This is a genomic window from Vibrio zhanjiangensis, from assembly GCF_030161235.1.
GTDB classification, from domain to species: domain Bacteria; phylum Pseudomonadota; class Gammaproteobacteria; order Enterobacterales; family Vibrionaceae; genus Vibrio; species Vibrio zhanjiangensis.
Genome location: NZ_BSPW01000077.1, coordinates 57,325 through 80,110 on the forward strand (window position 1 = coordinate 57,325; position 22,786 = coordinate 80,110).

Below are 22,786 nucleotides of genomic sequence, written 5' to 3' on the forward strand. Positions count from 1 at the left end.
TGTTTGTAACTATCAACCTAAACGGTAGTTTGGCGCTTCTTTAGTAATTTGAACATCATGTACATGAGACTCTTTCATGCCAGCACCTGAGATGCGAACAAACTCCGCTTTAGTGCGCATGACTTCGATAGTCGCGCTACCTGTCAATCCCATACTAGAGCGCAAGCCACCCATTTGCTGATGTACTATCTCTTTTAAGCGGCCTTTGTACGCAATGCGACCTTCAATGCCTTCTGGAACCAGCTTGTCAGCAGCATTGTCTGATTGGAAGTAACGATCGGACGACCCTTGAGACATAGCGCCCAAAGAACCCATACCTCTGTAGGCTTTGTAAGAGCGGCCGTTATAGAGAATGATCTCGCCTGGTGCTTCTTCTGTTCCAGCGAACATAGAACCCACCATAACGCACGATGCACCAGCAACAATCGCTTTACAGATATCACCGGAGAAGCGGATACCACCATCAGCAATGACAGGAATTCCGTATTGATTGGCAACCTCAGCGGCATCTGCAATTGCGGTAACTTGAGGTACACCAACGCCCGTTACAATACGTGTTGTACATATAGAGCCTGGACCAATGCCGACTTTCACCGCACTCACACCCGCTTCAATCAAAGCCAGAGCGCCAGCGCCAGTCGCCACATTACCGCCAATAATATCTAAATCAGGATACGCTGCGCGAGTTTCGCGAATGCGATTCAAAACGCCTTCAGAATGACCATGGGATGAATCTATCAGCAGAACATCAACACCCGCTTCAACCAATGCTGCCACTCGTTCTTCGTTGCCAGCGCCAGCACCAACCGCCGCACCAACACGTAAACGACCTTGCTCGTCTTTACATGCGTTAGGTTTGCGCTCTGCTTTGTGGAAATCTTTTGCTGTGATCATGCCAGTAAGCTGGAACTCACGGTTGACAACCAGTACTTTTTCAACGCGCGCTTCGTGCATCTTTTCTTGAACTTCTTCGCGAGTGGCCCCTTCTTTCACGCAAGCTAAACGCTCTTTCGGCGTCATAACCACTGCCACTTTCTTAGATAAGTCGGTAACAAACCTGACGTCTCGTCCAGTAATAATACCAACCAGCTCATTGTTGTCTGTCACAACAGGAAAACCAGCAAAGCCATGCTTTTCAGTCAATGCAATCACATCTGAAATCGTCGCATCGGGGTTCACAGTGACAGGATGAGAGACAACGCCAGCTTCAAAAATCTTTACTTGATGAACCATCTGAGCTTGCTGCTCTATCGACATGTTCTTATGAATAAATCCAATCCCACCTTCCTGTGCAAGTGCAATCGCTAAACGCGCTTCTGTCACAGTGTCCATTGACGCCGAGATCATTGGGATGTTTAAAGTAATATTCTTTGTCAGCCGAGTGCGAAGATCAGCTGTGTTTGGGAGAACGGTGGAGTGTGCTGGCACTAGCAATACATCATCGAATGTCAGCGCTTCTTTGGCAATTCTTAGCATTTGCAATATCTCACAATTAAAGGAGTAAAAAAGAAAACCCAACCTCATCGTTTCGCATAATGAGTGCAGTGAGCTTATAACGCTTAACTACATTTGGATTAGATATTGCGGACGGATTATACGGCTAACGCAATCGATTTACTACAAATTTTTTACTTTTTTTCTTGCATTACCCCCCTTGCTATGTATTATATTGCCGCTAATCTCCATACTCACGTCCAAGAGACTCCCTGTGTCATCTCTGAGTAATCCAAACATTTTTACCGTTTCTCGATTAAATGCTGAAGTCCGACTTTTACTCGAAAATGAGATGGGTATAGTCTGGCTGTTAGGAGAGATATCCAATTTTTCAGCACCCGTTTCAGGTCATTGGTACTTAACTCTCAAAGACTCACGCGCTCAAGTTAAATGTGCTATGTTCCGCGGTAACAACCGCCAAGTCACCTTTGAGCCGCAAAATGGTCATCAAGTACTGGTCAAAGCCCGTTTGTCTCTTTATGAACCCCGTGGCGATTATCAATTGATCATAGAAAGCATGCAGCCCGAAGGCGATGGCATGCTCCAACAGCAATTTGAACAACTCAAACTTAAGTTAGCAAGTGAAGGACTGTTTGCTCAGAGTAGCAAGCTGCCACTACCAGAGCACCCCAAATGCGTCGGTATCATTACCTCAAAAACCGGTGCCGCGTTATTCGATATTCTCAACGTTCTTAAGCGTCGCGATCCATCTCTTGAAGTCATCATTTATCCCACTGTCGTTCAAGGAGAAGAGGCCGCAATTCAAATTGCTCAAACCATAGGATGCGCGAATAGTCGTAACGAGTGCGATGTCTTAATTCTAGGTCGTGGGGGTGGCTCATTAGAAGATCTCTGGTGTTTTAACCACGAAATCGTCGCACGGACAATAGCAGCAAGCCAAATTCCCATCATTAGTGCTGTCGGGCATGAAATTGATGTCACGATCAGTGATTTTGTTGCTGATATGCGCGCAGCGACCCCATCAGCCGCGGCAGAGCTGGTCAGCCGAGATAACAGCCACAAATTACAGACATTCAATACGATAGAAAGCAGGCTGAAACGCGCCTTTAGTCACTACATAAATGTGCACAAGCAAATGACGACTACGCTAGCGCACAGATTGCAGAGACAGCACCCAAATAATCAATTACAACGGCAAAGCCAACAACTTGATGAGCTGTCGACGCGCCTACAAAGATCCATCACTCTCTATATCAAAGCTCAACGTCAAGACATTAGTCAGCACTATTATAAGCTGCAACTGCACACACCAAGCCGCCATATCAGTGGACAAAGGTCAAAATTGGAACGGTTGGAGCAGAAACTTATCGATTCGATGGAGAGACACCTGCTTAAAGCTCGTCATCAACTTTGTTTAGCTGGGGAAAAGCTTGATACGGTGAGTCCACTGGCTACATTAAAACGTGGATACTCAATCACCCAGACGACATCGGGCCAAGTCATCACTCGTACAAAGGATGTGAAATCCGGAGACACAATAGTGACTCGTTTAGGTGACGGCGATATACACTCTACGGTCGCATAGTCAGTTTATGCCCGTTTAATCAATACAAACTTCGCTCTGGATTTCGATTTCAACTCATTGCACTGGTTGCAAAAATAATTACTCGCGCCACACGCTTGAATCTTCTCAAGTTGAGCTTCACAGTAGGGGCAATAGCCAACCTTATCGAAATCGCTTTCACACTGCTGGCAATGATATTGCCCCTGCCATATAAGCTCTAAATTACAGTCAGGACACCGATTCATCTTTTTATCCTTTATTTTGCTAGATGGAGATTCGCTATCTTAGCCAATAGTATCTTATGGGTTTATGATCTTTATCATTCTAGATTTGGATCATTATGAGATCAGAGGCTAAATCCATTTTGATCAGCGATCTGTACATAAAAGAATATTTATATCACCACACACCGAAAGCATAAGTTACATATCCTGCATTTGAATTTTAAACGGAATAAAAAACCAACATTAATATCAAAAAGCCAAGTTTAAAGTTTTTTATAAAACGATCCGTTAACTACTTTGCGGCGAACGCCAGAGTCTTCATTTCAATACTTTGCTCATCCAAGCAGGTCAATTCTACACGAATTTGCGTATACTCTTTAAGGCTTCTAGCATGTGTCCCACCACAAGGCATTTCGGCGAGCTTGCCTTCTCCAAGGTCACATTGCCAATAGCGAGAATCGGTTAAGGTCTCACCGCAGCATTTTATGCTGATATCAGAACCTAATGTTAACCATTGTGCTATCTGGCTATTTATTCTTTCTTCGACTCCCTTTATGTCGCTCAGAAATTCTGCGCTATTTAATCCCCTTTTCCGTAATGTTTTTCCCAAACGATACGTATCAAGACATTGCTCCTCTGAAACGATACTCGTCTGCTGTGCATAGCTATTAAAATCGTAATATCCATGAGTATCCTTACGTTCCGCGTCTTTACGCCAGTAACCTTGTTCAGCCAATACCTTGTTAAGCGCAAGTGATGCGATATGGCCTGCACTGTGCCCGCGGCTCAGCGCTTGTTGGTACGATTTATCGACCTTCAAGGACACTTGCTGACCAACAGATAAACTGACTTCTGTGTTCTCGATACAATGAACAACGACAAAACGCCAACCATCTTGGTTGCGCCGCACTGGAATATCACGACCTATAAACAACCGTTGAGTCGACATATCCACGGCACCAACCTGACAATCAACAACCGGGTATTCATCTAACAAGCCTCGATCTGCTGGATGATCGGGCCAAATATGGCTCATTGGATGGAAAGGGGTTGCTTGAGTGACCACATAGCATAACTTGGGCTCACACACTAACATCTGCACTGACGAGCTCATACTCCACGTGTCATGGCAAAAACGAATAATGGTCGGTGTAACAGACATGAATTCTCCTCAACAAAAAAGCGCCTAATTAAGGCGCTTCTAAACATTATTTTTTGCGATTTTTCATCATACCCATGAGGCGTTTACGTTTGCGCTCTTGAGATAAAGTCATCTTGTTCGATTTCCCCTCAAAAGGGTTGTCGCTACTTTGAAATTGAATTCGAATCGGCGTACCCATAATCTCAAGTGACTTACGATAGTAGTTCATCAGATAACGTTTATAAGAATCTGGCAATTCATTGACTTGGTTACCATGAATGACCACGATAGGTGGATTGTATCCTCCTGCATGAGCATACTTGAGTTTCACTCGGCGACCACGCACCATAGGAGGCTGATGGTCCTCAGTAGCCATTTTCATGATACGAGTCAGAACTGAAGTTCCCACCCGTGTCGTCGCAGATTTATAGGCTTCCTGAACGGATTCAAAAAGGTGCCCAACGCCTGTGCCATGAAGTGCCGAAATAAAGTGAATACGCGCAAAGTCGACAAAACCTAAACGGCGATCGAGCTCTTTTTTAACATGCTCTTTTACATCCGTATCCAAGCCATCCCACTTATTCACTGCAATCACGATGGAGCGGCCTGCATTGAGAGCAAAGCCTAATAAGCTGAGATCTTGGTCAGAAATATTTTCACGCGCATCGATAACCAGCAAAACCACGTTTGCATCTTCAACGGCCTTTAGGGTTTTCACCACTGAAAACTTCTCGACCGTCTCGTTGATACGCTTGCGGCGACGAACCCCTGCCGTATCAATCAATACGTATTCCCGCTCGTCACGCTCCATTGGAATATAGATAGAATCACGAGTAGTGCCTGGCATATCGTAAACTACGACACGTTCTTCACCCAAAATACGGTTAGTCAGCGTCGATTTGCCTACGTTAGGACGACCGATAATCGCCAGCTTAATCGGTTGATCTTGCAGGCGCTTGAACTCCTCTTCGGCTTCTTCCTCGGTGTAATCTAGCTTCTCTTCATCTTCGTCGATAAAGTCGGTCAGATCTTCGATTTCACCGTTTGCTTCCTCTGCCATTTTTTCTGCAAATGGGTTTAAGGCGCGATCGATCAAAGCACCAACACCTCGGCCATGAGCCGCAGCAATTTGGTACATCTGCTCAACACCTAGCTGCCAAAAATCCGCAGATGCCGCATCCGCATCAATACCATCAACTTTATTCACCACCAACATTGACGGTTTTTCAATTTTTCTCAAATGGTTTGAAATCGCGATATCGGCAGGCGTTAATCCAGCGCGGCCATCAACCATAAACAGCACTACATCCGCTTCATCAATCGCAGCAAGGGACTGTTGTGCCATTTTGGTTTCAACCCCTTCTTCGGTGCCATCGATGCCGCCAGTATCAATTACGATAAACTCGTGTTCACCAAGCTTAGCCTGGCCATATTTACGGTCGCGAGTTAAACCTGGGAAATCCGCAACCAAGGCATCGCGCGTACGAGTTAATCGGTTAAATAACGTCGATTTTCCAACGTTTGGACGCCCAACCAGAGCAACAACAGGAACCATAACAACCTCTACAATATTCTTTTCTTTATGTAGTTATAGGTAACAACTCAGGTGAATACCTGTCATGAGCTTGTTACCTATAACCACATTTCTACCAATCTCTAAAACAAACAAACGGCTCCCAACTGTCGCCAGAAAGGAGCCGATTGTGAATTGTATCACATGATCACTGAGTGAGGGTCAGTTTCTTTACTTGACCATTTCGGGTCACGATAACATACCCGTCATCAAGCTTAATTGGTGCCACAGCAAAACCACTACTATTGATTTGCTGCTGAGCAACAAACTCACCAGATTCACGATCTAACCAGTGCAAATAGCCTTGCGTATCCCCAACCACAACATAACCATCAATAACAAAGGGTGCGGTGAGCAAACGGTTTTCCAGCTGGTCGTTGGCCCACAGCTCCGTACCACTTCTCGCGTCTACCGCAATAAGATGATCTTTGTCTGTCACCAAATATATCCGCTTTGTATCACTCGCTAAATTTGTCGACGAAGAGTATTTGCGCTTCCACATAGGTTTGCCTGAGCGCAAATCTATCGCGGTCAATTGACCATTATACCCCACTATGTAAAGAGTGCTGCCCAGTATTAATGGAGAGGCATCAACATCAACCAAACGATCAATTTCAGTGGCTCCTTGAGGGGTACCGATAGGCTGCTGCCAAATCAATTGGCCACTTTCTATAATCGCTGCCGCCAAGCGTCCACCGGCCGTTCCCCAAAATACCCCTCCAGAGACAGCAACAGGCGCACTATCGCCACGTAAAGTCAGGTTTGGCACTTCTGTACTCACCTTCCACTTTACATCTCCGGTGGCTTGCTCAAGGGCAATGAGCATGCCGGTTGTGGTGTGTACCATGACTAAATTGTCATCGGTTGCAGGCGCTGCAAGTACCTCACCGTCAACATCTACTCGCCAATTTACTGCTCCCGTTTCTTCGCTCAGAGCAATAACCTGACCGTTTTCACTGCCAATAAAAATCTGACTATAAGCGGCTGTGATTCCCCCTGACAACCGCGCAGAAACATCTTGCTCAAGATCTTGCTGCCAGAGTGTTCGTCCATTCTCAGGGTTTAGCGCTTTCACCAAACCATCACGACTGGCTACAAATACTTTGTCATACGCATATGCAGGAGCAAGCTTAGAAAAATATTGCTCCACGCCACCACCAACACTGGCACTCCAAAGGCTTTTAGGGGTGAATTCACTTTTTACTTTTGGAACGGGCGCCATTATGACGGTATCTTCCTCGCTAGCACAACCAGCAAGAATGCCCACCATTGCTGCAGCTGTAATGGCTCGCTTTAGCATTTTTTTCATGCTTTGCACCTTTACTTCGCAAGATCGTCCAATTTCATTTGTAATGTTTGACTCGCATCTTCAGCCTGTTGAGCTTCTACATAGGCTGTATAAGCTGATTCAGAGTCACCTTTGCGAAGCAGAATATCACCTTTTAATTCAGCGACCCTGCCAGCCCAGGTTTCATCACTGATAGCAGATAACTCAGCCAAAGCTGCATCAAAATTACCTTGCTCTAGCTTTAAGCGAGCGATGCGAAACGCGATCACCGAGGTCAAAGCTTGATCTTCTGTCGCTGATTTAGCCCATTCGAGCTGAGCTAAAGCTTGGTCAAATTCGCTCGCTTCGACTTGTACTTTCGCCAGCTGAAGCGCTGCCAATACAGCATATTGAGTGTCTTTATTAGCATCAATAAAGCTTTGTAATGCCGCTTTACCATCTGCATCATTATCTGCTAACTGTTGCACCGCTTTGGTATAACTTTCAGAAGCGCTCTCCTGAGCGGCAGTCACTGAGTCTTGATAGTAGCGCCAACCAAACAGACCACCCAGACCAACGACAGCCCCTAAGATGACGGATTTTCCGTTCTCTTTCCACCAGTCTTTAATCGCTTCTACCTGTTGTTCTTCAGTATCGTAGAGTTCCACTTCCTGTCCTCATAAATCTAAAAAGTGGCGACATTAGCCACCACTTCAAATTTGAATTTGTGTTTAAACCAGTTGTGCCAATTTGGCAGCGATTTCATTTTGGCTATACGTTTCTTGCGTACCGCCATGCAAATCTTTTAGTACTACGGTGTTTTCGGCGACTTCATTTTCACCAAGTACCAAGGCTACCGCCGCTCCGACTTTATCGGCTCGTTTAAACTGTTTCTTAAAGTTTCCGCCACCAAAGTGACTCATAACACGAAGCCCATCAATGTTTTCACGCAATTGTTCGGCAAGCTTCAAACCTGCCATCATAGTGCCTTCACCCGCGGTCACTATGTAAACATCAACAGCACGACGAACACCTGTCAGCTCGAGTGTTTCTAGCATCAATACTAATCTCTCGAGTCCCATAGCAAACCCAACAGCTGGAGTTGACTTACCACCCAACTGTTCAACAAGTCCATCATATCGTCCACCAGCACATACCGTTCCTTGAGCACCAAGATTTTCGGTAACCCACTCAAACACGGTACGGTTGTAATAATCAAGCCCACGCACTAAACGTTCGTTGACCGTATATTCGATACCTGCCGCATCGAGAAGTTCACACAAGAGCGCAAAATGTTGCTTCGATTCTTCACCTAAATAATCTGAAAGGCGAGGCGCATCAGTTAAGATAGCTTGCACGTCCGAGTTTTTGGTATCCAGCACCCGAAGTGGGTTAGTATGCATACGACGCTTGCAATCGTCATCCAAAACATCAACATGTTGTTCTAAAAACGCGATCAGAGCGGTACGATAACTCGCACGATCTTCTAATGATCCAATTGAATTAAGCTCCAAACGAACATGCTTTTCAATCCCTAGCTCACGCCACAGGCGAGCCGTCATCATAATAAGTTCAGCATCAATATCAGGGCCATCTATACCGAACACTTCTACACCACATTGGTGGAATTGACGATAGCGCCCTTTTTGTGGTCTTTCATGACGAAACATCGGTCCCATATACCACAAACGTTGCTCTGAGCGGTCAATCAAACCGTTCTCAATACATGCTCGCACGCAGCCGGCTGTCCCTTCAGGACGAAGGGTCAAGCTGTCACCATTACGGTCATCAAAGGTATACATTTCTTTTTCAACCACATCGGTGACTTCACCGATCGCTCGACTAAAAAGATGAGTCATCTCAACAATCGGCATGCGAATTTCAGTGCAGCCATAGGAGCTCACCACTTTCTTGACCGCATTTTCTAATTTTTGCCACAGCGCAGACTGGCTAGGAAGGCAATCATTCATGCCTCGAATTGCTTGAATTTTTTTTACCACAATATTTACCGTAATTTAGGTGACCTTGAGATTAATCTTTGACTTTAACATCGATGCGATTTTGAGCATCCAAGATAGAAGCTTTGGCTCGGATCTTTGCTTCCAGCTGATTGACTAAATCATCGTTATCAAAACGCTCTTTTTGACGTTTACCATCTTCATAAAAAGCACTTTTTTTGTGACTACCTGCAAGTCCAAGATGAGACACTTCAGCCTCACCGGGTCCATTTACCACGCAACCAATGATGGACACATCCATTGGCGTGATTATATCCTCTAGTCTTTCCTCAAGAGCATTAACCGTATTGATAACATCAAACTCCTGACGAGAACAACTTGGACATGCGATAAAGTTGATTCCTCGTGATCGAATACGCAGCGATTTGAGAATGTCAAAGCCAACTTTAATTTCTTCTACAGGATCAGCGGCAAGAGAAATACGTAGTGTGTCACCAATTCCTTCGGCAAGTAACATACCCAAGCCAACTGAAGATTTAACAGCCCCAGCCCTTGCTCCACCTGCTTCTGTAATCCCGAGATGAAGGGGTTGATCGATTTTTTTCGCCAGTAAGCGGTATGAGTCGACAGCGAGGAAAACATCAGATGCCTTCACACTCACCTTGAATTGGTCGAAGTTAAGACGATCTAAAATATCCACATGACGCATAGCAGATTCCACCAAGGCTTCTGGGGTCGGTTCGCCATATTTCATCTGAATATCTTTTTCTAATGAACCACCATTGACGCCAATTCGAATCGGGATATTTTTATCGCGAGCACAATCGACAACTGCCCTGATACGGTCTTCCTTACCTATATTGCCAGGATTGATGCGTAAGCAATCCACGCCATATTCCGCTACTTGCAGTGCGATACGGTAGTCAAAATGAATATCCGCCACTAAGGGAACGGAGACTTGCCGCTTGATGTGTTTAAACGCCTCGGCAGCCTCCATTGTTGGTACTGAAACACGTACGATATCAGCGCCAACCTTTTCCAGTGATTTGATTTGCGCAACCGTCGCTTCTACATCCGTGGTTCTTGTGTTTGTCATTGACTGAACAGCGATAGGTGCGCCGTCGCCAATGGGTACATCGCCCACATAAATACGAGTAGATGGACGACGTTTTATAGGTGATTGGTATTGCATAGCTACTTCTAAGGTAAGGTGAACCTTGCTACTTTACCAGAAGTATACCCAGATAGGTCAATAGGTTCGTCTGATAAAGTTATTGATACATTTTCCGGCGCGCCTAAGATGACTTTATAAGGTGGATTCCCAGCAAGCTCGATATCTTGTCCTGCTTTCTTAATTCCAGTCGCAAGTATCTTACCTGTCGAATCTTTAATTTGAATCCAGCAGTCATCACTGAAAGAGATTTCTAATAAGTTAGCAACCACAGACGCTGTCGGTTGTTCTGGTTCAGATGCGGCCTTTTGTTCTGTGCTCGAAGTATTGTTCTCCACATCCGAGCCTTGAGTTGAAGCGATAGAGCCTGATGTATTTGTTTGCTCCACAACCGGCTCAGTCACTTTTGCTTCTTCAAGCTCGTGTTCAGTCTGATCAGCAGAAGGAACAATTTGAGTCGTTACCGCTTCTAGTGGTTGCTCTACCAACTGCGAATCATCTGGCTTAGGTTTATCCAAAGATTGAGGTTCAACAGCAGCAAAATCAAGTACATTTTGTTCTGCCAACTCTTGTTCAATTTTCTGCTCTTGCTCGGTGATAGCCGTCAATTCTACCGCTGTTTTTTCTTGATTTTGCCACCACCAGATACAAGAAATACCAACAATAATCGCCGCAATACCCCATGTCAGCCCCATGATTCGATTATCGTGTTTCTCTTGGCTTGTTTTTTGAGAAAAGCTCTGCATTTCATGCTCTTGGTGCTGGGCTTTCCCCTTATCATCAAGAGCACAGAGAACAACCGATTCTTCTATTCCAACAACACGAGCATAGGAACGTAAATATCCACGGGTAAAAGTTGCGACTTGCTTACTTTCAAACTGATTGGATTCAATATTTTCAATAATTGAACGTCTAAGACGTAATCGATTTGCAATTTGTTCCAGCGTTAAGCCAAGCTCTTCACGCTTTTGCTTTAATATTGTACCCGCTTCAAGCTTTGTCTCTTCATCAATCAAGGGCGTCTGTTCAGCACTCATTTTATAAACGTCTCTAGTTGCAGAATTCCACGTCAAACGCACATTTATTCATTATCGTTAGTTGTACAGATTTGAGTAGCAATCTAATATTTTGAGGTAAATCCCTCACCAAAATGTGCAAAAGCACTTCACGTAAATCTCAGAGATATTTTCTCTAAAGCACTAAAGTTTAATTCTAATAGATATCAGAGATGAAACAACATAGAAAACACGTATAATTCACAGTCAGGTCAAGGTTTTTCCATATTTTGACATTATTTAGCTCAATCAGTTTAAAAAAAACCAGAGCTGAGCTCTGGTTTTTTGTCGATAAGCATCATTTTAAACTGCTTTAATAGCGATTGTCTCACCTTTTGCCGCTCGAATGGTTGCCGTACGTTTTGTACGATCAATAACATCCCCGACAAGCTGACCACAAGCAGCATCGATATCATCACCACGCGTTTTACGGACAGTCACCGTATGCTCATACTGCATCAATGTTTTTTGAAAGCGGTCGATTCGAGAATTGCTTGGCTTTTTATAAGGTGAACCTGGATACGGATTAAAAGGGATCAGGTTAATCTTACACGGCGTATCTTTCAGTAACTGAGCAAGCTCATGAGCATGGTCCATGTCATCATTAACATGGTCGAGCAGTACATACTCAACCGTTACTTTACCACGATTGGCATTCGACGAAGCGATATAACGACGAACCGAAGCCAGAAAGTCTTCAATATCCCAACGATCATTGATTGGCATAATGTCACTACGCAGCTTGTCATTGGGTGCATGAAGTGAAATGGCTAACGCCACATCTATCTGACCTGTCATTTGATCCAAGCCAGAAACAACCCCTGAAGTCGATACGGTTACTCGGCGCTTAGACAAACCAAAACCAAGATCATCGAGCATAAGTTCAAGCGCTGGAATAAGGTTTTTCATGTTGAGTAAAGGCTCACCCATTCCCATCATGACCACGTTAGTAATCGGGCGCCGACCTGTTTCTTTTTCTAAACCAATTTCACGAGCAGCACGCCACACTTGGCCTATAATCTCTGAAACTTTTAAATTACGATTAAAGCCTTGCTGCGCCGTTGAGCAAAATTTACACTCCAAAGCACAACCAACTTGGGAAGACACACAAAGTGTCGCTCTATCATCTTCAGGTATGTAAACGGTTTCGACATCCTGATCGCCCACTTTCATCGCCCACTTAATGGTACCGTCAGAGGAATGTTGAGCTTCTGAGACAACAGGCGCTTTAATCTCACAGCGCTCCATGAGCTTTTCGCGCAATTTTTTATTAATGTTGGTCATGTTTTCGAAGTTATCGACACCAAAATGGTAGATCCACTTCATGACCTGATCGGCACGAAACGCTTTTTCGCCAAGTTCCTCAGCAAAAAGTTTACGCATTCCTTTACGATCAAAGTCGAGTAGATTGATTTTTTCAGTGCCCATGGAGCCTCACGAAACAAGGTAACATTATTAAGGGCGCGAATTGTACAGCCTTTAATTCGCAACGACAAGAGGGCTAACACCCTGTATTTTATAAGGCATTAATATCATTGCGATTAAAATTTAGCCAAATGTTTGTTTTAATCTGCGATCTGTTTAATCTGTTCAACTATCGCTTTGAGTCCGTTTCCACGCGATGGGCTGAGATGGGAGATGAGACCTAAGCTTTCAAAATATTCATCAACATCAAATGCTTGAATTTGCTGTGAGCTTTTACCATCAAAAGGGGCCAAAACAAGTGCAATTAGGCCGCGAACAATACGCGCATCAGAATCAGCGCAAAAATACCATACGCCGTCTAACTGTTTACTCACTAACCACACCTGGCTTTCACACCCAGCTACTTTCACTTGGTCTAATTTCAGCTCATCAGCCATGACTGGAAGCTGCTTTCCCCATTGAATGACTTGACGATAACGCTCTTCCCATCCTGTTAGCGCTTGCATCGTTGAGACTATATCCTCAACGGTAATTTCTTTACCAAAAGGCGATGTAGGGAAAGGGGACATAGACGACTCCAATAAAACTACTGAGTGTGTTTTTGAATCAGTTTTTCAACAATACGTGACACAGCGACAAAACCAAATGTCGCGGTCACAACAGTGGCAGCGCCAAACCCACTCGCACAATCCATACGCTTAGGCCCTTCCGCAGTAGATTTCATATTACATACCGTACCATCTGGTTGTGGGTACTTTAACTGCTCAGTGGAGAACACGCAGTCGATACCAAATTTACGCTGCGGATTTTTGGGAAAGTTGTAATGACGCCGTAAAGTATCTTTAATTTTTTTCGCCAACGGATCTTGTATCGTTTTAGTCAAGTCTGCAACTTGAATCTGAGTAGGATCGACTTGCCCACCCGCCCCACCAGTGGTAATGACTTTAATCTTATTACTGCGGCAATAGGCAAGTAGAGATGCTTTAGCTTTGACGCTATCGATAGCATCAAGGACATAATCAAAGTCCTTTGTTAGGTATTCATTCTGGTTATCCGGTGTAATGAAGTCATCGATAAGATTTACCTGGCAGTCAGGATTAATAAGCTTGACCCGCTCAGCCATCACTTCTATTTTACTCTGGCCAATGTTACCACTCATGGCATGAATTTGACGATTAATGTTAGTCACACAAATATCGTCCATATCGATAAGGGTTAATTGGCCGACACCTGTGCGAGCTAATGCTTCAACGGCCCATGAGCCGACACCACCAATTCCTATCACACAAATGTGTGCCGCGCGGAGAATTTCAACTTGCGAGTGACCATAGAGACGACGAGTTCCCCCAAAACGTTGGTCATAACTATCTGAAGCTGGTGTATCAAGTTCACGCATTATGATGTCTTCCGCTAAATTGACGATTAAAAAACAAAGAGTGCGATTTATACGCACTCTTACTTAAAAAGTCTAGTCAACCAAGACTATTCTAATTTTTCAGGTGGCAGTGCCCATGGTGCTTGGGTTGCTGAGTTTTCTAACCCCAGCTTCCATACACGGCCAAAGTGCTTGTAATGGCCCGCTTCAGTTCCCGCTCTTGGGCCCATACCATGATATAAATCTAGGTGATTTTGTTTTACCGCGCCGCCAGTATCAAGCACAATGAGCAAACGCAGTTGATGTGCCCCACTCCAAGTGCCATCGGCATTGATCAAGGGCACTTCAGCGAGAATTGGGGTCCCCATTGGCAAAATAGTGGCATCTCCTGCCACAGAAGCCATGGGAAGTAGAGGAATACCTGCGGTGCCCGTTACTGGAGCATCAGCTCTTGGTTCAAAAAACACGTAAGATGGGTTTTGCTCGAGCAATTCACGCACGGTTTGATCATCGTTTGCCAACACCCAATCTTTAATGGCTTTAAGTGACATTTTCTCGCGAGCGACTAAACCTCTCTCAATGAGCACCTTACCGATACTGACATAGGCTTTGTTATTTTTGCCGCCGTAGGCAAAATATTCCAAGCTATCGTCATCTTCAAAGTGAACAAAACCACTTCCTTGCACTTCCATCATAAATGGATCGATCATATTGGCGGAATAACCAAGCTCAAGGCCCAGACCTTGTAAAGCGCCATCGTAGATTTGTGCACGGGTTGGGCAGTCCGTCTCACAGTCAGGCTTTGCATAAACAGGATAACGGTAGGTTTCATTGGCTTCATGACGTAATTCCATTACGGGAGAAAAATAACCTGTAAACAGAACATTACCTTTTTTATCTCCCCCTCCTAGCTGAGCCGCCTGAACACCAAAATCCGCTAACTGCGCAGGATCACCGCTTTGCAACGCCCACTCATTCAGTTGTTCATACAAAGGCTGATATATTCCAGCCATTGACGGCGAGTTTTCAAGTACTTGCTCCGATTGCTTTGCAAATTCAGTAAAATCTTTCGGCTTATTAGACTCAATAGTTGCGGTTTTATTGAGTATCGATGCAAAGTCACCATCAAGATACTGCTGAGCCCGATCGTTTGGCTGCGCGCAGCCAAACAAGACACTAGCAACAACAAAGGGAAGGTATTTTTTTAACACGAGAAATATTCCTTATTGAACTGTCGCTAAGAATGACAAACTCAAACGACGAGTGCAATCAAGTAAGTGTATGTAAACGTGATTTTTGATGATTTCTTACCACCCGATATTGCTAGCCTGACATTTATTACCACATTGAGTAACAAAATCCTTGATGAAAAAAGAATAAAGATGCAATATAAACACATATTAATTCATCTGTATGTCAATTATGAAAATTAGGAATACCGCTTTAGTAAAAGGTTTTCGTCAATCCGCTCCTTATGTCAACGCACACCGGGGTAAAACCATGGTTGTGATGCTTGGCGGCGAAGTCATCGCAGATGAGAACTTTTCAAATATCATCAATGATATTGCGCTACTTCACAGCCTTGGTGTCAATATTGTGGTTGTGCATGGCGCTAGACCTCAGATTAATCAATTACTTGAGCAGTCTAAGCACGAGAGTCCATATCACAAAGGTATTCGAGTAACAGACCAACAAAGCTTAAACCTTGTGATGCAGGCCGCAGGCCAGCTACAACTTGCCATTACAGCGCAATTATCCATGAGCCTTGCGAATACACCAATGGCTGGCACTCAACTCAACGTGGTCAGTGGCAATTTTGTCACCGCCCAGCCACTGGGTATCGATGATGGTGTCGATTACTGCCACAGCGGGCGTATTCGGAGAATAGATACCCAAGGAATCAATCGCGCCTTGGAACAAGGTTCCATTGTCCTACTCGGCCCAATCGCCAGTTCAGTCACTGGTGAATCGTTTAATCTACTTTCTGAAGAAGTCGCGACTCAAGTTGCCATCAAACTGGGGGCTGATAAACTTATTTGTTTTTGTTCTGAACAAGGTGTTATCGACAGCAACGGTAGAGCCGTTGCCGAGTTGTTTCCACACGACGCTGAACAAATACTTCTCAAACTAGAGAAAAGCAAACAAGACTCTTCAGGTACAATACGTTTTTTGAGAGCAGCGACGGCAGCGTGTCGTGCTGGCGTTCCCCGTAGCCATTTAATTAGCTATAAGGTTGATGGTGCACTGATTCAAGAACTCTTTTCTATTGATGGAATCGGCACACAAATCTCTAAAGCAAGTACAGAACAAGTTCGCCAAGCTCAAATTGATGATATCGGTGGGATTTTGGATTTAATTCGCCCTCTTGAACAACAAGGTGTACTCGTAAGGCGCTCGAGAGAACAACTTGAACAAGAAATCCATAAATTCACCATTATTGAAAAAGATAATTTGATTATCGGCTGCGCCGCGCTCTATACCTATGCCGATGAAAAAATGGCCGAAATGGCTTGTGTCGCTATTCATCCTGAATACAGAGATGGCAATCGTGGTGTTCTGTTGCTTCAACACATCAAATTGCAATCCAAAGCTCAGGGTATAAAACATATCTTCGTTCTTACGACACGCAGTATTCATTGGTTCCGCGAACAAGGTTTTCAGGAAATGTCAGTTGAATGCTTACCTTCGCAAAAACAAAATCTTTATAACTATCAACGTAAATCTAAAGTACTGGCCATTGCGCTTTAATTTATCCTCTGACTTGTCCAATGACGCCCTTAAATGGGCGTCATTGTGAAAGACGCGCAACAATACCACTGGCTCTTTGGGTACAAATCTTAATGCCTCGAGCCAAAATCTTGTCATCGACAAATAAACTCAAACGCTGCTTGGCACGCGTGACACCTGTGTAGATAAGTTCGCGAGTCAAAATCGGTGTATGGTCAGGTGGTAATAGTATTAAAGTATGTTCAAACTCGCTTCCTTGAGACTTGTGTATCGTCATTGCATAGGCGGTTTCATGTTCAGGAACTCGGCTGGGTAACACCGCTTTGATCGAACCATCTGGTAGCTCAAAGAATACTTTAAGTCTTTCCGTACCATCAGAGTTGTCACGCAAACACAGCCCAATATCACCATTGTACAAGCCTAACGCGTGATCATTACGCACAATCATAACGGGGCGGCCATGATACCAAAGCTCATCTTGCAGTTTTATCAATTTACGCGCCTTCAGTGCACGCTCTACTCGTTGATTTAGGCCAGCTAAACCAAAATCACCTTCACGGATGGCACAAAGTAAGCGGCACTTTGCAAAAAGCTGCAAAGCCTCTTTTGCTACCTGTTGGATATTCTCACTGCCAGACACTTCGTCTGTCTGTTTAATTCGGTTTAAATAATGGCTATATTCTTCAACCAAGGTTTGAATCATTTGGCTGTAATGATGGCCATCAACTGGAAACTTAGCGATATCATCAAAATCTCTTTGCCAGACTAAATTCATTTTGGTCGATGACCCAGAATTGATCGCCTTAGCCAACTGGCCAATCCCAGAGCGTGCGTCAAAACGATAGCTTTTCTGTAACATACATAAACTATCTGCAATTGTTGCCGGGTTAGCATGTCTATTCACAAGTGATTGAAAGCCTGTCAGTTGACTAATCAACTTAGCTTGTTCAAAGCTATATCCTTGCTGGCTAAACGAACAAATATCCCCAAGTACTGCGCCTGCTTCAACAGAAGCCAGTTGATCTTTATCGCCCAATAATATTAATCGTGCGTGTTTGGGTAAGGCATCCACCAGCTTATACATCATGGGTAAGTCAACCATAGACGCTTCGTCGACCACCAAAATATCGAGATGAAGCGGATTTTGTTGATTATGACGAAACTCAGCACTGTTGGGCACCGCACCTAAAAGACGATGTAAAGTGCTCGCACTAGTGGGTATCTGAGCCTTCAGGCTTGGCTCAATGGGAAGCTCCGCAAGCGCTTTACCAATCGATTCGGTTAAACGCGCCGCCGCCTTACCTGTTGGTGCTACCAATTTGATCACAGGTACTTGACCGGCTTGTTGAGCCTGTACATTTAGTGCGACAAGCAACTTGGTGACCGTCGTGGTTTTACCTGTTCCCGGCCCCCCCGAAATAACCGCAAAACGCCGCGTCAAAGCCACTGCAGCGGCTACTTTTTGCCAATTTATACACGCAGCCTGTGGGACCAACTCGTCTAACACCTCAAGCTGCCCAAGCTTTGAAGCACTCACCAACTTTTGGTCTATGGCGACCCAATCAAGTTCCTCACTACTAACAACATCTAGATGATCGCACACAAGCTGTTGCCTGATGACCTGAGTTGTTGTGCCATCAGATTGTGCCAAAGCCAGAGCATTAAATAGATAGCGGTAGTTTCTGGCAAACAAATGATCCAACAATTGAGTTAGCTTTTGCACATCGATAGGCTTTAGGCTTACTGGTGACCCAAAGCTGTTCAATCGATTGGCGAGGATAAATTCGTAGTACCAGTAGCGATAAAGGTAAAGCCTTTCACCATCGAATATCATCGGGCAAGTCTGACCTAAATGTCCAACGAGACTAGAGCTTTGCAACACTTGCGGCCAGTCAAGTTTTTGTAGCACATTATTAAGCTGATGAGCCAAGTCGCCGAATACGCCGAGCTTCGACACCAAATCACAAGGCTGACCGTAGCGGTCAAATAAAGGTAAGCAAATATGCCCATTGCCTAATTCAAAACTTAGCATTGCCGCAATAAAAGCCACATTATCATCTCTACCTTGATCGTGAATAAATCGAGCAAACTGATAATCAATTTGTCGAATTACTCCTTTTTCAACCAGAGGCTTAAGCGACGAAAATAGATTTTGCATCTAAAGTAACTCCATCTGCCCTGAACTGGTTTGTTTTGGCTCTATCGGTCGTCCCTCAATTAAAGCGTCTAAATCTTGTAAAAAGTCTAGCGTTGGGCGGGCATAAAAGACGCCATGTTCGCTTTCACCATCCATGCCGCGTAAAAATAAGTAGTAAATACCACCAAAATGCGTGTGATAATCATAGTTAGGCAATCGAGAGCGGAGAAAACGATGTAATGCCAATGCATAAATTTGGTATTGCAGATCATACCTATGCTCAACCATTGCTATTTTTAGAGCCTCACCATGATAATCGCTCACGCTATCACCGAGAAAGTTCGATTTCCAATCAAGTAGATAATATTGCCCTTGATGTTCAAACACTAAGTCTATAAACCCTTTCAGCATGCCTTGCACTGATTGAAAACCCAAATCACCCGCTTTAGCAGATAGCGCATCATGGCGTTGAATAACGCGATTTAATGCAGGAGCCGTGAGTATTTCTATCGGCAGCAAAAACTCCATCTCTACAAGACGCTGAGATGTGCGCTTTTGATTCAGTTTAAGCCGTTTACCATCTAGAGGTGTTGCCAATACGGTATCCACTAAGTTCTGCAATATGGGCAACCATGATATATCTAATTGCTCACTATCCATCAAATGACCGATAATCTCGGTATTGGCGGGACTTGTGGCTGGCTCAGTAAATTCTACCTTTTCAAACAAGGTATGAAGAAAAGTCCCCGCTCTGGCACCTTTGGGAAAAGTAAAAATCGTCTTTTCTGGCTCCAATAAATCTTCTTGCTGTTGATCGTCAGCGCTATCAAGATCCAAGGTCAGGATATCGGTTAAGACGCCATCCAAATCCGACGTGGAACCGTACTTAACTAATCCAGAATAACTGGTGATCCACCAATTACGATCAATCTCTGTTTTTAGTTCGCTCGCAGTCAACTTAACTTGCTCAGGCCCAACAGACACTAACTTTTCATCACGCTCTTCGGGTAAGGATGTAAGTTTGACACAAGGCAGTTTGTTGGCTTGCCGCTCAAGTGCTGCGATCAAATCTGACACACCGCACTGCTGACCATTTTGCAGTAAATATCCCATCGCGCTGTGGTGAACCCCTGTCGGCTCTTTGTTCGAACGTCCATCTCGAATCGGTGCTACGCCAACAAAACAGGCATAAACAGCCCGCGTAAGGGCAACATAGATAAGCCGAAGATCTTCTGCCAACCGCTCTTTGTCTGCCTGCTGCAATGACGTATCTTGAGCGCTAATATCGAGAATGGTTTGCTCTTGGAAACTATCATAGTATTTTGCTTCACTGGCCTGACGATAACTCATTACAAAGGGCAGGAAAACCAGATCATATTCAAGCCCCTTGGATTTGTGAATCGTGATAACTTGGACCAAATTTCGCTCGGATTCCAAACGCTGAATTTGCTCTTCTCTGCCACCGAATCCAGATTGCGCATCGGTAATGGATTGCGCTAACCAACGCAGCAAACCATGATCACTGTCTAGATCTAAACTTGCTTGCTGGAGTAACTCTCCAATGTGCATCAAATCTGTTAGAATTCGTTCCCCATTGTCTTGTTCCAATAGACGTTCAGCAATATGCCTTTTGCTCATTACACTACGTAACATAGGTAGAACACCACGCTGACTCCACAAACGTCGATATTCTTTAAACTCATTGATGACATTGTCCCACTCAATTTCATCATTATTGAGCCTATCCAATGATGCCGCATCTAATGCAAAGAGTTCCGAGGCGATGCACGCTCTTAGCGCTCGTTCATTTTCTGCCGTTAACACAGCTTGCAATAAGCGTTGTATATCTTGTGCCACTGGTGAGGTAAAAACATTGTCACGATTGGAAAGATAAACGCTGGCAATTCCCTTCTTCGCTAAAGCTTGTCGGATCATATGACCTTCGATGCCTGTTCTCACCAGCACTGCAATATCTCCTGCTTGAATATTCTGCTGAGATTTTCCATCATCAAATACCGCTTGAGCTTGCTGAGCCAAGGCTAAAATATCATGGATTTCTTGGGCACACGCTTTAGCCATCACCTGCTGATATTCACCTTTGGTGACAGGACTATTGTCTGTTTCTTGTAGCCAAAAGGTCAACGCGGGTTGCGGTTCACCATTTAATAACCACCGACGTTTATCCGCATCCGGACTCGCTTCTACAGGTAAAAAAGGAATATCATCATCGTATATAAATGGACAATCTGGCGTATCAAATATCTGATTCACTGCCGACACCATATCTTTGCTCGAACGCCAGTTTGTCCCCAAAGTAAAATGAGACATAACCTGATTACGTGCTTTGATATAAGTAAAGATATCCGCGCCACGAAAACCATAAATAGCCTGCTTAGGATCGCCTATCATAAACAAACCGCACTGCGGCGAGCAAAGATAGATACGGCTAAAAATACTGTACTGAAGCGGATCGGTATCTTGAAATTCGTCGATCATCGCAACTGGATATAAGGTTCGTATCCGCTGTGTAAGCTGTTCGGTCTCGTCATTATCTATGGCAGCAAACAGCTGAGTCAGTAGATCATCAAACGACAACCATTGCTTGCGCTGCTTAGCGTTGGATAACATATCTCGACATTGCTCTATCGCATGCGCCATTATCGGCGCTTGCAAACTGATCGGATTTGCAAGAAATTGCTCGATAGCAGCAAATACTGGGTGATAAGGCGCTTCACCTTTCGGCGTTTTCTCTTCAAGAACGCTCTGAGAGAACTTTTCTAATTGCTCGGGATAGTCATAGCCAATCGTCTCCGCGGCAGCCCAACGTCCAACCGCTTCAAGCCAAGCAGGTACGCTTTTTTTACTATAGCTGCGCTTGTTAATATCTGAACCGCTAATTAAGCCCAAATAGTCCTTTTGCCCTTCACGCCAAAGCGCTTTAAGCCTATCAATTTTATGAATATTTTCAGCGTGAAGATCAACTAGATTTCCTCGCATCGCTGGCACCGACATTCTCGGCGCAGGACCCGTTAAGTAAGGGCTTATTTTATCCAGTAGCTCAGCAGGAGAGCCCCAAATACGGCGAATTTCGCCTGCTAAATGAATCGGTAATGGATAAAAATTGCGTCGCCAGTAATCTGCCACCACTTGGGCTTTGAGACGACTTTCATCAGTGATGAATTCGTTATTGAAGCGACTCCCCGATTCAAAGGCATTTTGTGTGAGCATACGCTGACAAAAACCATGAATCGTATAGACTGCGGCTTCATCCATCTGCCTTTCCGCCTGCAATAACATCTCCGCTGCTCGGTGATGATCCTCAACCTGTTCTAGCAAAGGCGCAATAACAGGATCACGGCTAAAGCCACGGGAAAATGCCAATCTTGCATCGTGAATACGTGCTCGAATCCGGTCACGAAGCTCAGCAGTGGCCGCTTCGGTAAAGGTCACCACCAGTATTTGATCCACAGTAAGCGGCTGTTGATGCCGCGTTTGTTCGCAGCCATGACCAAGTAACAGTCTCAGATAAAGTCCTGCAATCGTGAAAGTTTTTCCGGTTCCCGCAGACGCCTCTATCAAGCGGGCTCCATGCAATGGAAAAGTGATGGTATTGAGTGATGTAACCCTTGACCTAGATGTCACCGTTTTCTGCCCCTTGATTAATGTACTCAGCTCCAAAGAAGACATTGAACATATTAGACAATTTACCCCATA

17 protein-coding genes are annotated in these 22,786 nt (G+C 44.5%); 2 read left to right on the forward strand and 15 right to left on the reverse strand.

Annotated features, from left to right (window positions below):
* Positions 1-12: 12 nt before the first annotated feature.
* Positions 13-1,476, reverse strand: coding sequence for an IMP dehydrogenase (guaB, locus tag QQK21_RS16675; protein ID WP_284193316.1), 1,464 nt, complete (start codon positions 1,474-1,476; stop codon positions 13-15).
* A gap of 310 nt (positions 1,477-1,786) precedes the next feature.
* Between guaB and xseA the strand changes: the two genes are divergently transcribed.
* On the forward strand, positions 1,787-3,040 hold the full coding sequence (gene xseA, locus QQK21_RS16680) for an exodeoxyribonuclease VII large subunit (protein ID WP_431313135.1): 1,254 nt from the start codon (positions 1,787-1,789) through the stop codon (positions 3,038-3,040).
* A 5-nt stretch (positions 3,041-3,045) separates the two neighbouring features.
* On the opposite strand, the gene QQK21_RS16685 is transcribed toward xseA, so the two are convergent.
* From QQK21_RS16685 to mltA, 12 genes are all read right to left on the reverse strand, one after another.
* A complete protein-coding gene (locus QQK21_RS16685; protein ID WP_284193318.1) occupies positions 3,046-3,264 on the reverse strand; it encodes a zinc ribbon domain-containing protein in 219 nt (72 codons plus the stop codon).
* A gap of 271 nt (positions 3,265-3,535) precedes the next feature.
* Positions 3,536-4,405 (reverse strand): alanyl-tRNA editing protein, encoded by an 870-nt coding sequence (locus QQK21_RS16690; protein ID WP_284193319.1) that lies wholly within the window; start codon positions 4,403-4,405, stop codon positions 3,536-3,538.
* A 46-nt stretch (positions 4,406-4,451) separates the two neighbouring features.
* The gene (gene der, locus QQK21_RS16695; RefSeq protein WP_284193320.1) at positions 4,452-5,939 is read right to left on the reverse strand and encodes a ribosome biogenesis GTPase Der; all 1,488 of its coding nucleotides are present in this window, start codon (positions 5,937-5,939) and stop codon (positions 4,452-4,454) included.
* A gap of 166 nt (positions 5,940-6,105) precedes the next feature.
* Complete coding sequence (gene bamB / locus QQK21_RS16700) at positions 6,106-7,266, reverse strand: outer membrane protein assembly factor BamB (RefSeq protein WP_284193321.1); 1,161 nt, start codon at positions 7,264-7,266, stop codon at positions 6,106-6,108.
* Positions 7,267-7,277: 11 nt separating this feature from the next.
* Positions 7,278-7,892 (reverse strand): YfgM family protein, encoded by a 615-nt coding sequence (locus QQK21_RS16705; protein WP_284193322.1) that lies wholly within the window; start codon positions 7,890-7,892, stop codon positions 7,278-7,280.
* A gap of 63 nt (positions 7,893-7,955) precedes the next feature.
* Positions 7,956-9,224 (reverse strand): histidine--tRNA ligase, encoded by a 1,269-nt coding sequence (hisS, locus tag QQK21_RS16710; protein WP_284193323.1) that lies wholly within the window; start codon positions 9,222-9,224, stop codon positions 7,956-7,958.
* Positions 9,225-9,255: 31 nt separating this feature from the next.
* On the reverse strand, positions 9,256-10,374 hold the full coding sequence (ispG, locus tag QQK21_RS16715; protein ID WP_284193324.1) for a flavodoxin-dependent (E)-4-hydroxy-3-methylbut-2-enyl-diphosphate synthase: 1,119 nt from the start codon (positions 10,372-10,374) through the stop codon (positions 9,256-9,258).
* An 8-nt stretch (positions 10,375-10,382) separates the two neighbouring features.
* Positions 10,383-11,390 (reverse strand): cytoskeleton protein RodZ, encoded by a 1,008-nt coding sequence (gene rodZ / locus QQK21_RS16720; protein WP_284193325.1) that lies wholly within the window; start codon positions 11,388-11,390, stop codon positions 10,383-10,385.
* Positions 11,391-11,711: 321 nt separating this feature from the next.
* The gene (gene rlmN / locus QQK21_RS16725) at positions 11,712-12,836 is read right to left on the reverse strand and encodes a dual-specificity RNA methyltransferase RlmN (protein ID WP_284193326.1); all 1,125 of its coding nucleotides are present in this window, start codon (positions 12,834-12,836) and stop codon (positions 11,712-11,714) included.
* 137 nt (positions 12,837-12,973) lie between these two features.
* The gene (gene csdE, locus QQK21_RS16730) at positions 12,974-13,402 is read right to left on the reverse strand and encodes a cysteine desulfurase sulfur acceptor subunit CsdE (RefSeq protein ID WP_284193327.1); all 429 of its coding nucleotides are present in this window, start codon (positions 13,400-13,402) and stop codon (positions 12,974-12,976) included.
* 17 nt (positions 13,403-13,419) lie between these two features.
* Positions 13,420-14,229: a tRNA cyclic N6-threonylcarbamoyladenosine(37) synthase TcdA gene (gene tcdA, locus QQK21_RS16735; protein WP_284193328.1), complete on the reverse strand. Its 810-nt coding sequence runs from the start codon at positions 14,227-14,229 to the stop codon at positions 13,420-13,422.
* An 86-nt stretch (positions 14,230-14,315) separates the two neighbouring features.
* Complete coding sequence (gene mltA, locus QQK21_RS16740) at positions 14,316-15,419, reverse strand: murein transglycosylase A (RefSeq protein ID WP_284193329.1); 1,104 nt, start codon at positions 15,417-15,419, stop codon at positions 14,316-14,318.
* Positions 15,420-15,630: 211 nt separating this feature from the next.
* Here mltA and argA point away from each other — a divergent pair, with 211 nt between their 5' ends.
* Positions 15,631-16,956: an amino-acid N-acetyltransferase gene (gene argA, locus QQK21_RS16745; RefSeq protein WP_284193330.1), complete on the forward strand. Its 1,326-nt coding sequence runs from the start codon at positions 15,631-15,633 to the stop codon at positions 16,954-16,956.
* A gap of 40 nt (positions 16,957-16,996) precedes the next feature.
* Here the strand turns inward: argA and recD are convergent, their stop codons facing one another.
* Both recD and recB read right to left on the reverse strand, forming a co-directional pair.
* Positions 16,997-19,093: an exodeoxyribonuclease V subunit alpha gene (gene recD, locus QQK21_RS16750; protein ID WP_284193331.1), complete on the reverse strand. Its 2,097-nt coding sequence runs from the start codon at positions 19,091-19,093 to the stop codon at positions 16,997-16,999.
* Complete coding sequence (recB, locus tag QQK21_RS16755; protein WP_431313133.1) at positions 19,094-22,759, reverse strand: exodeoxyribonuclease V subunit beta; 3,666 nt, start codon at positions 22,757-22,759, stop codon at positions 19,094-19,096.
* Positions 22,760-22,786 lie beyond the last annotated feature (27 nt).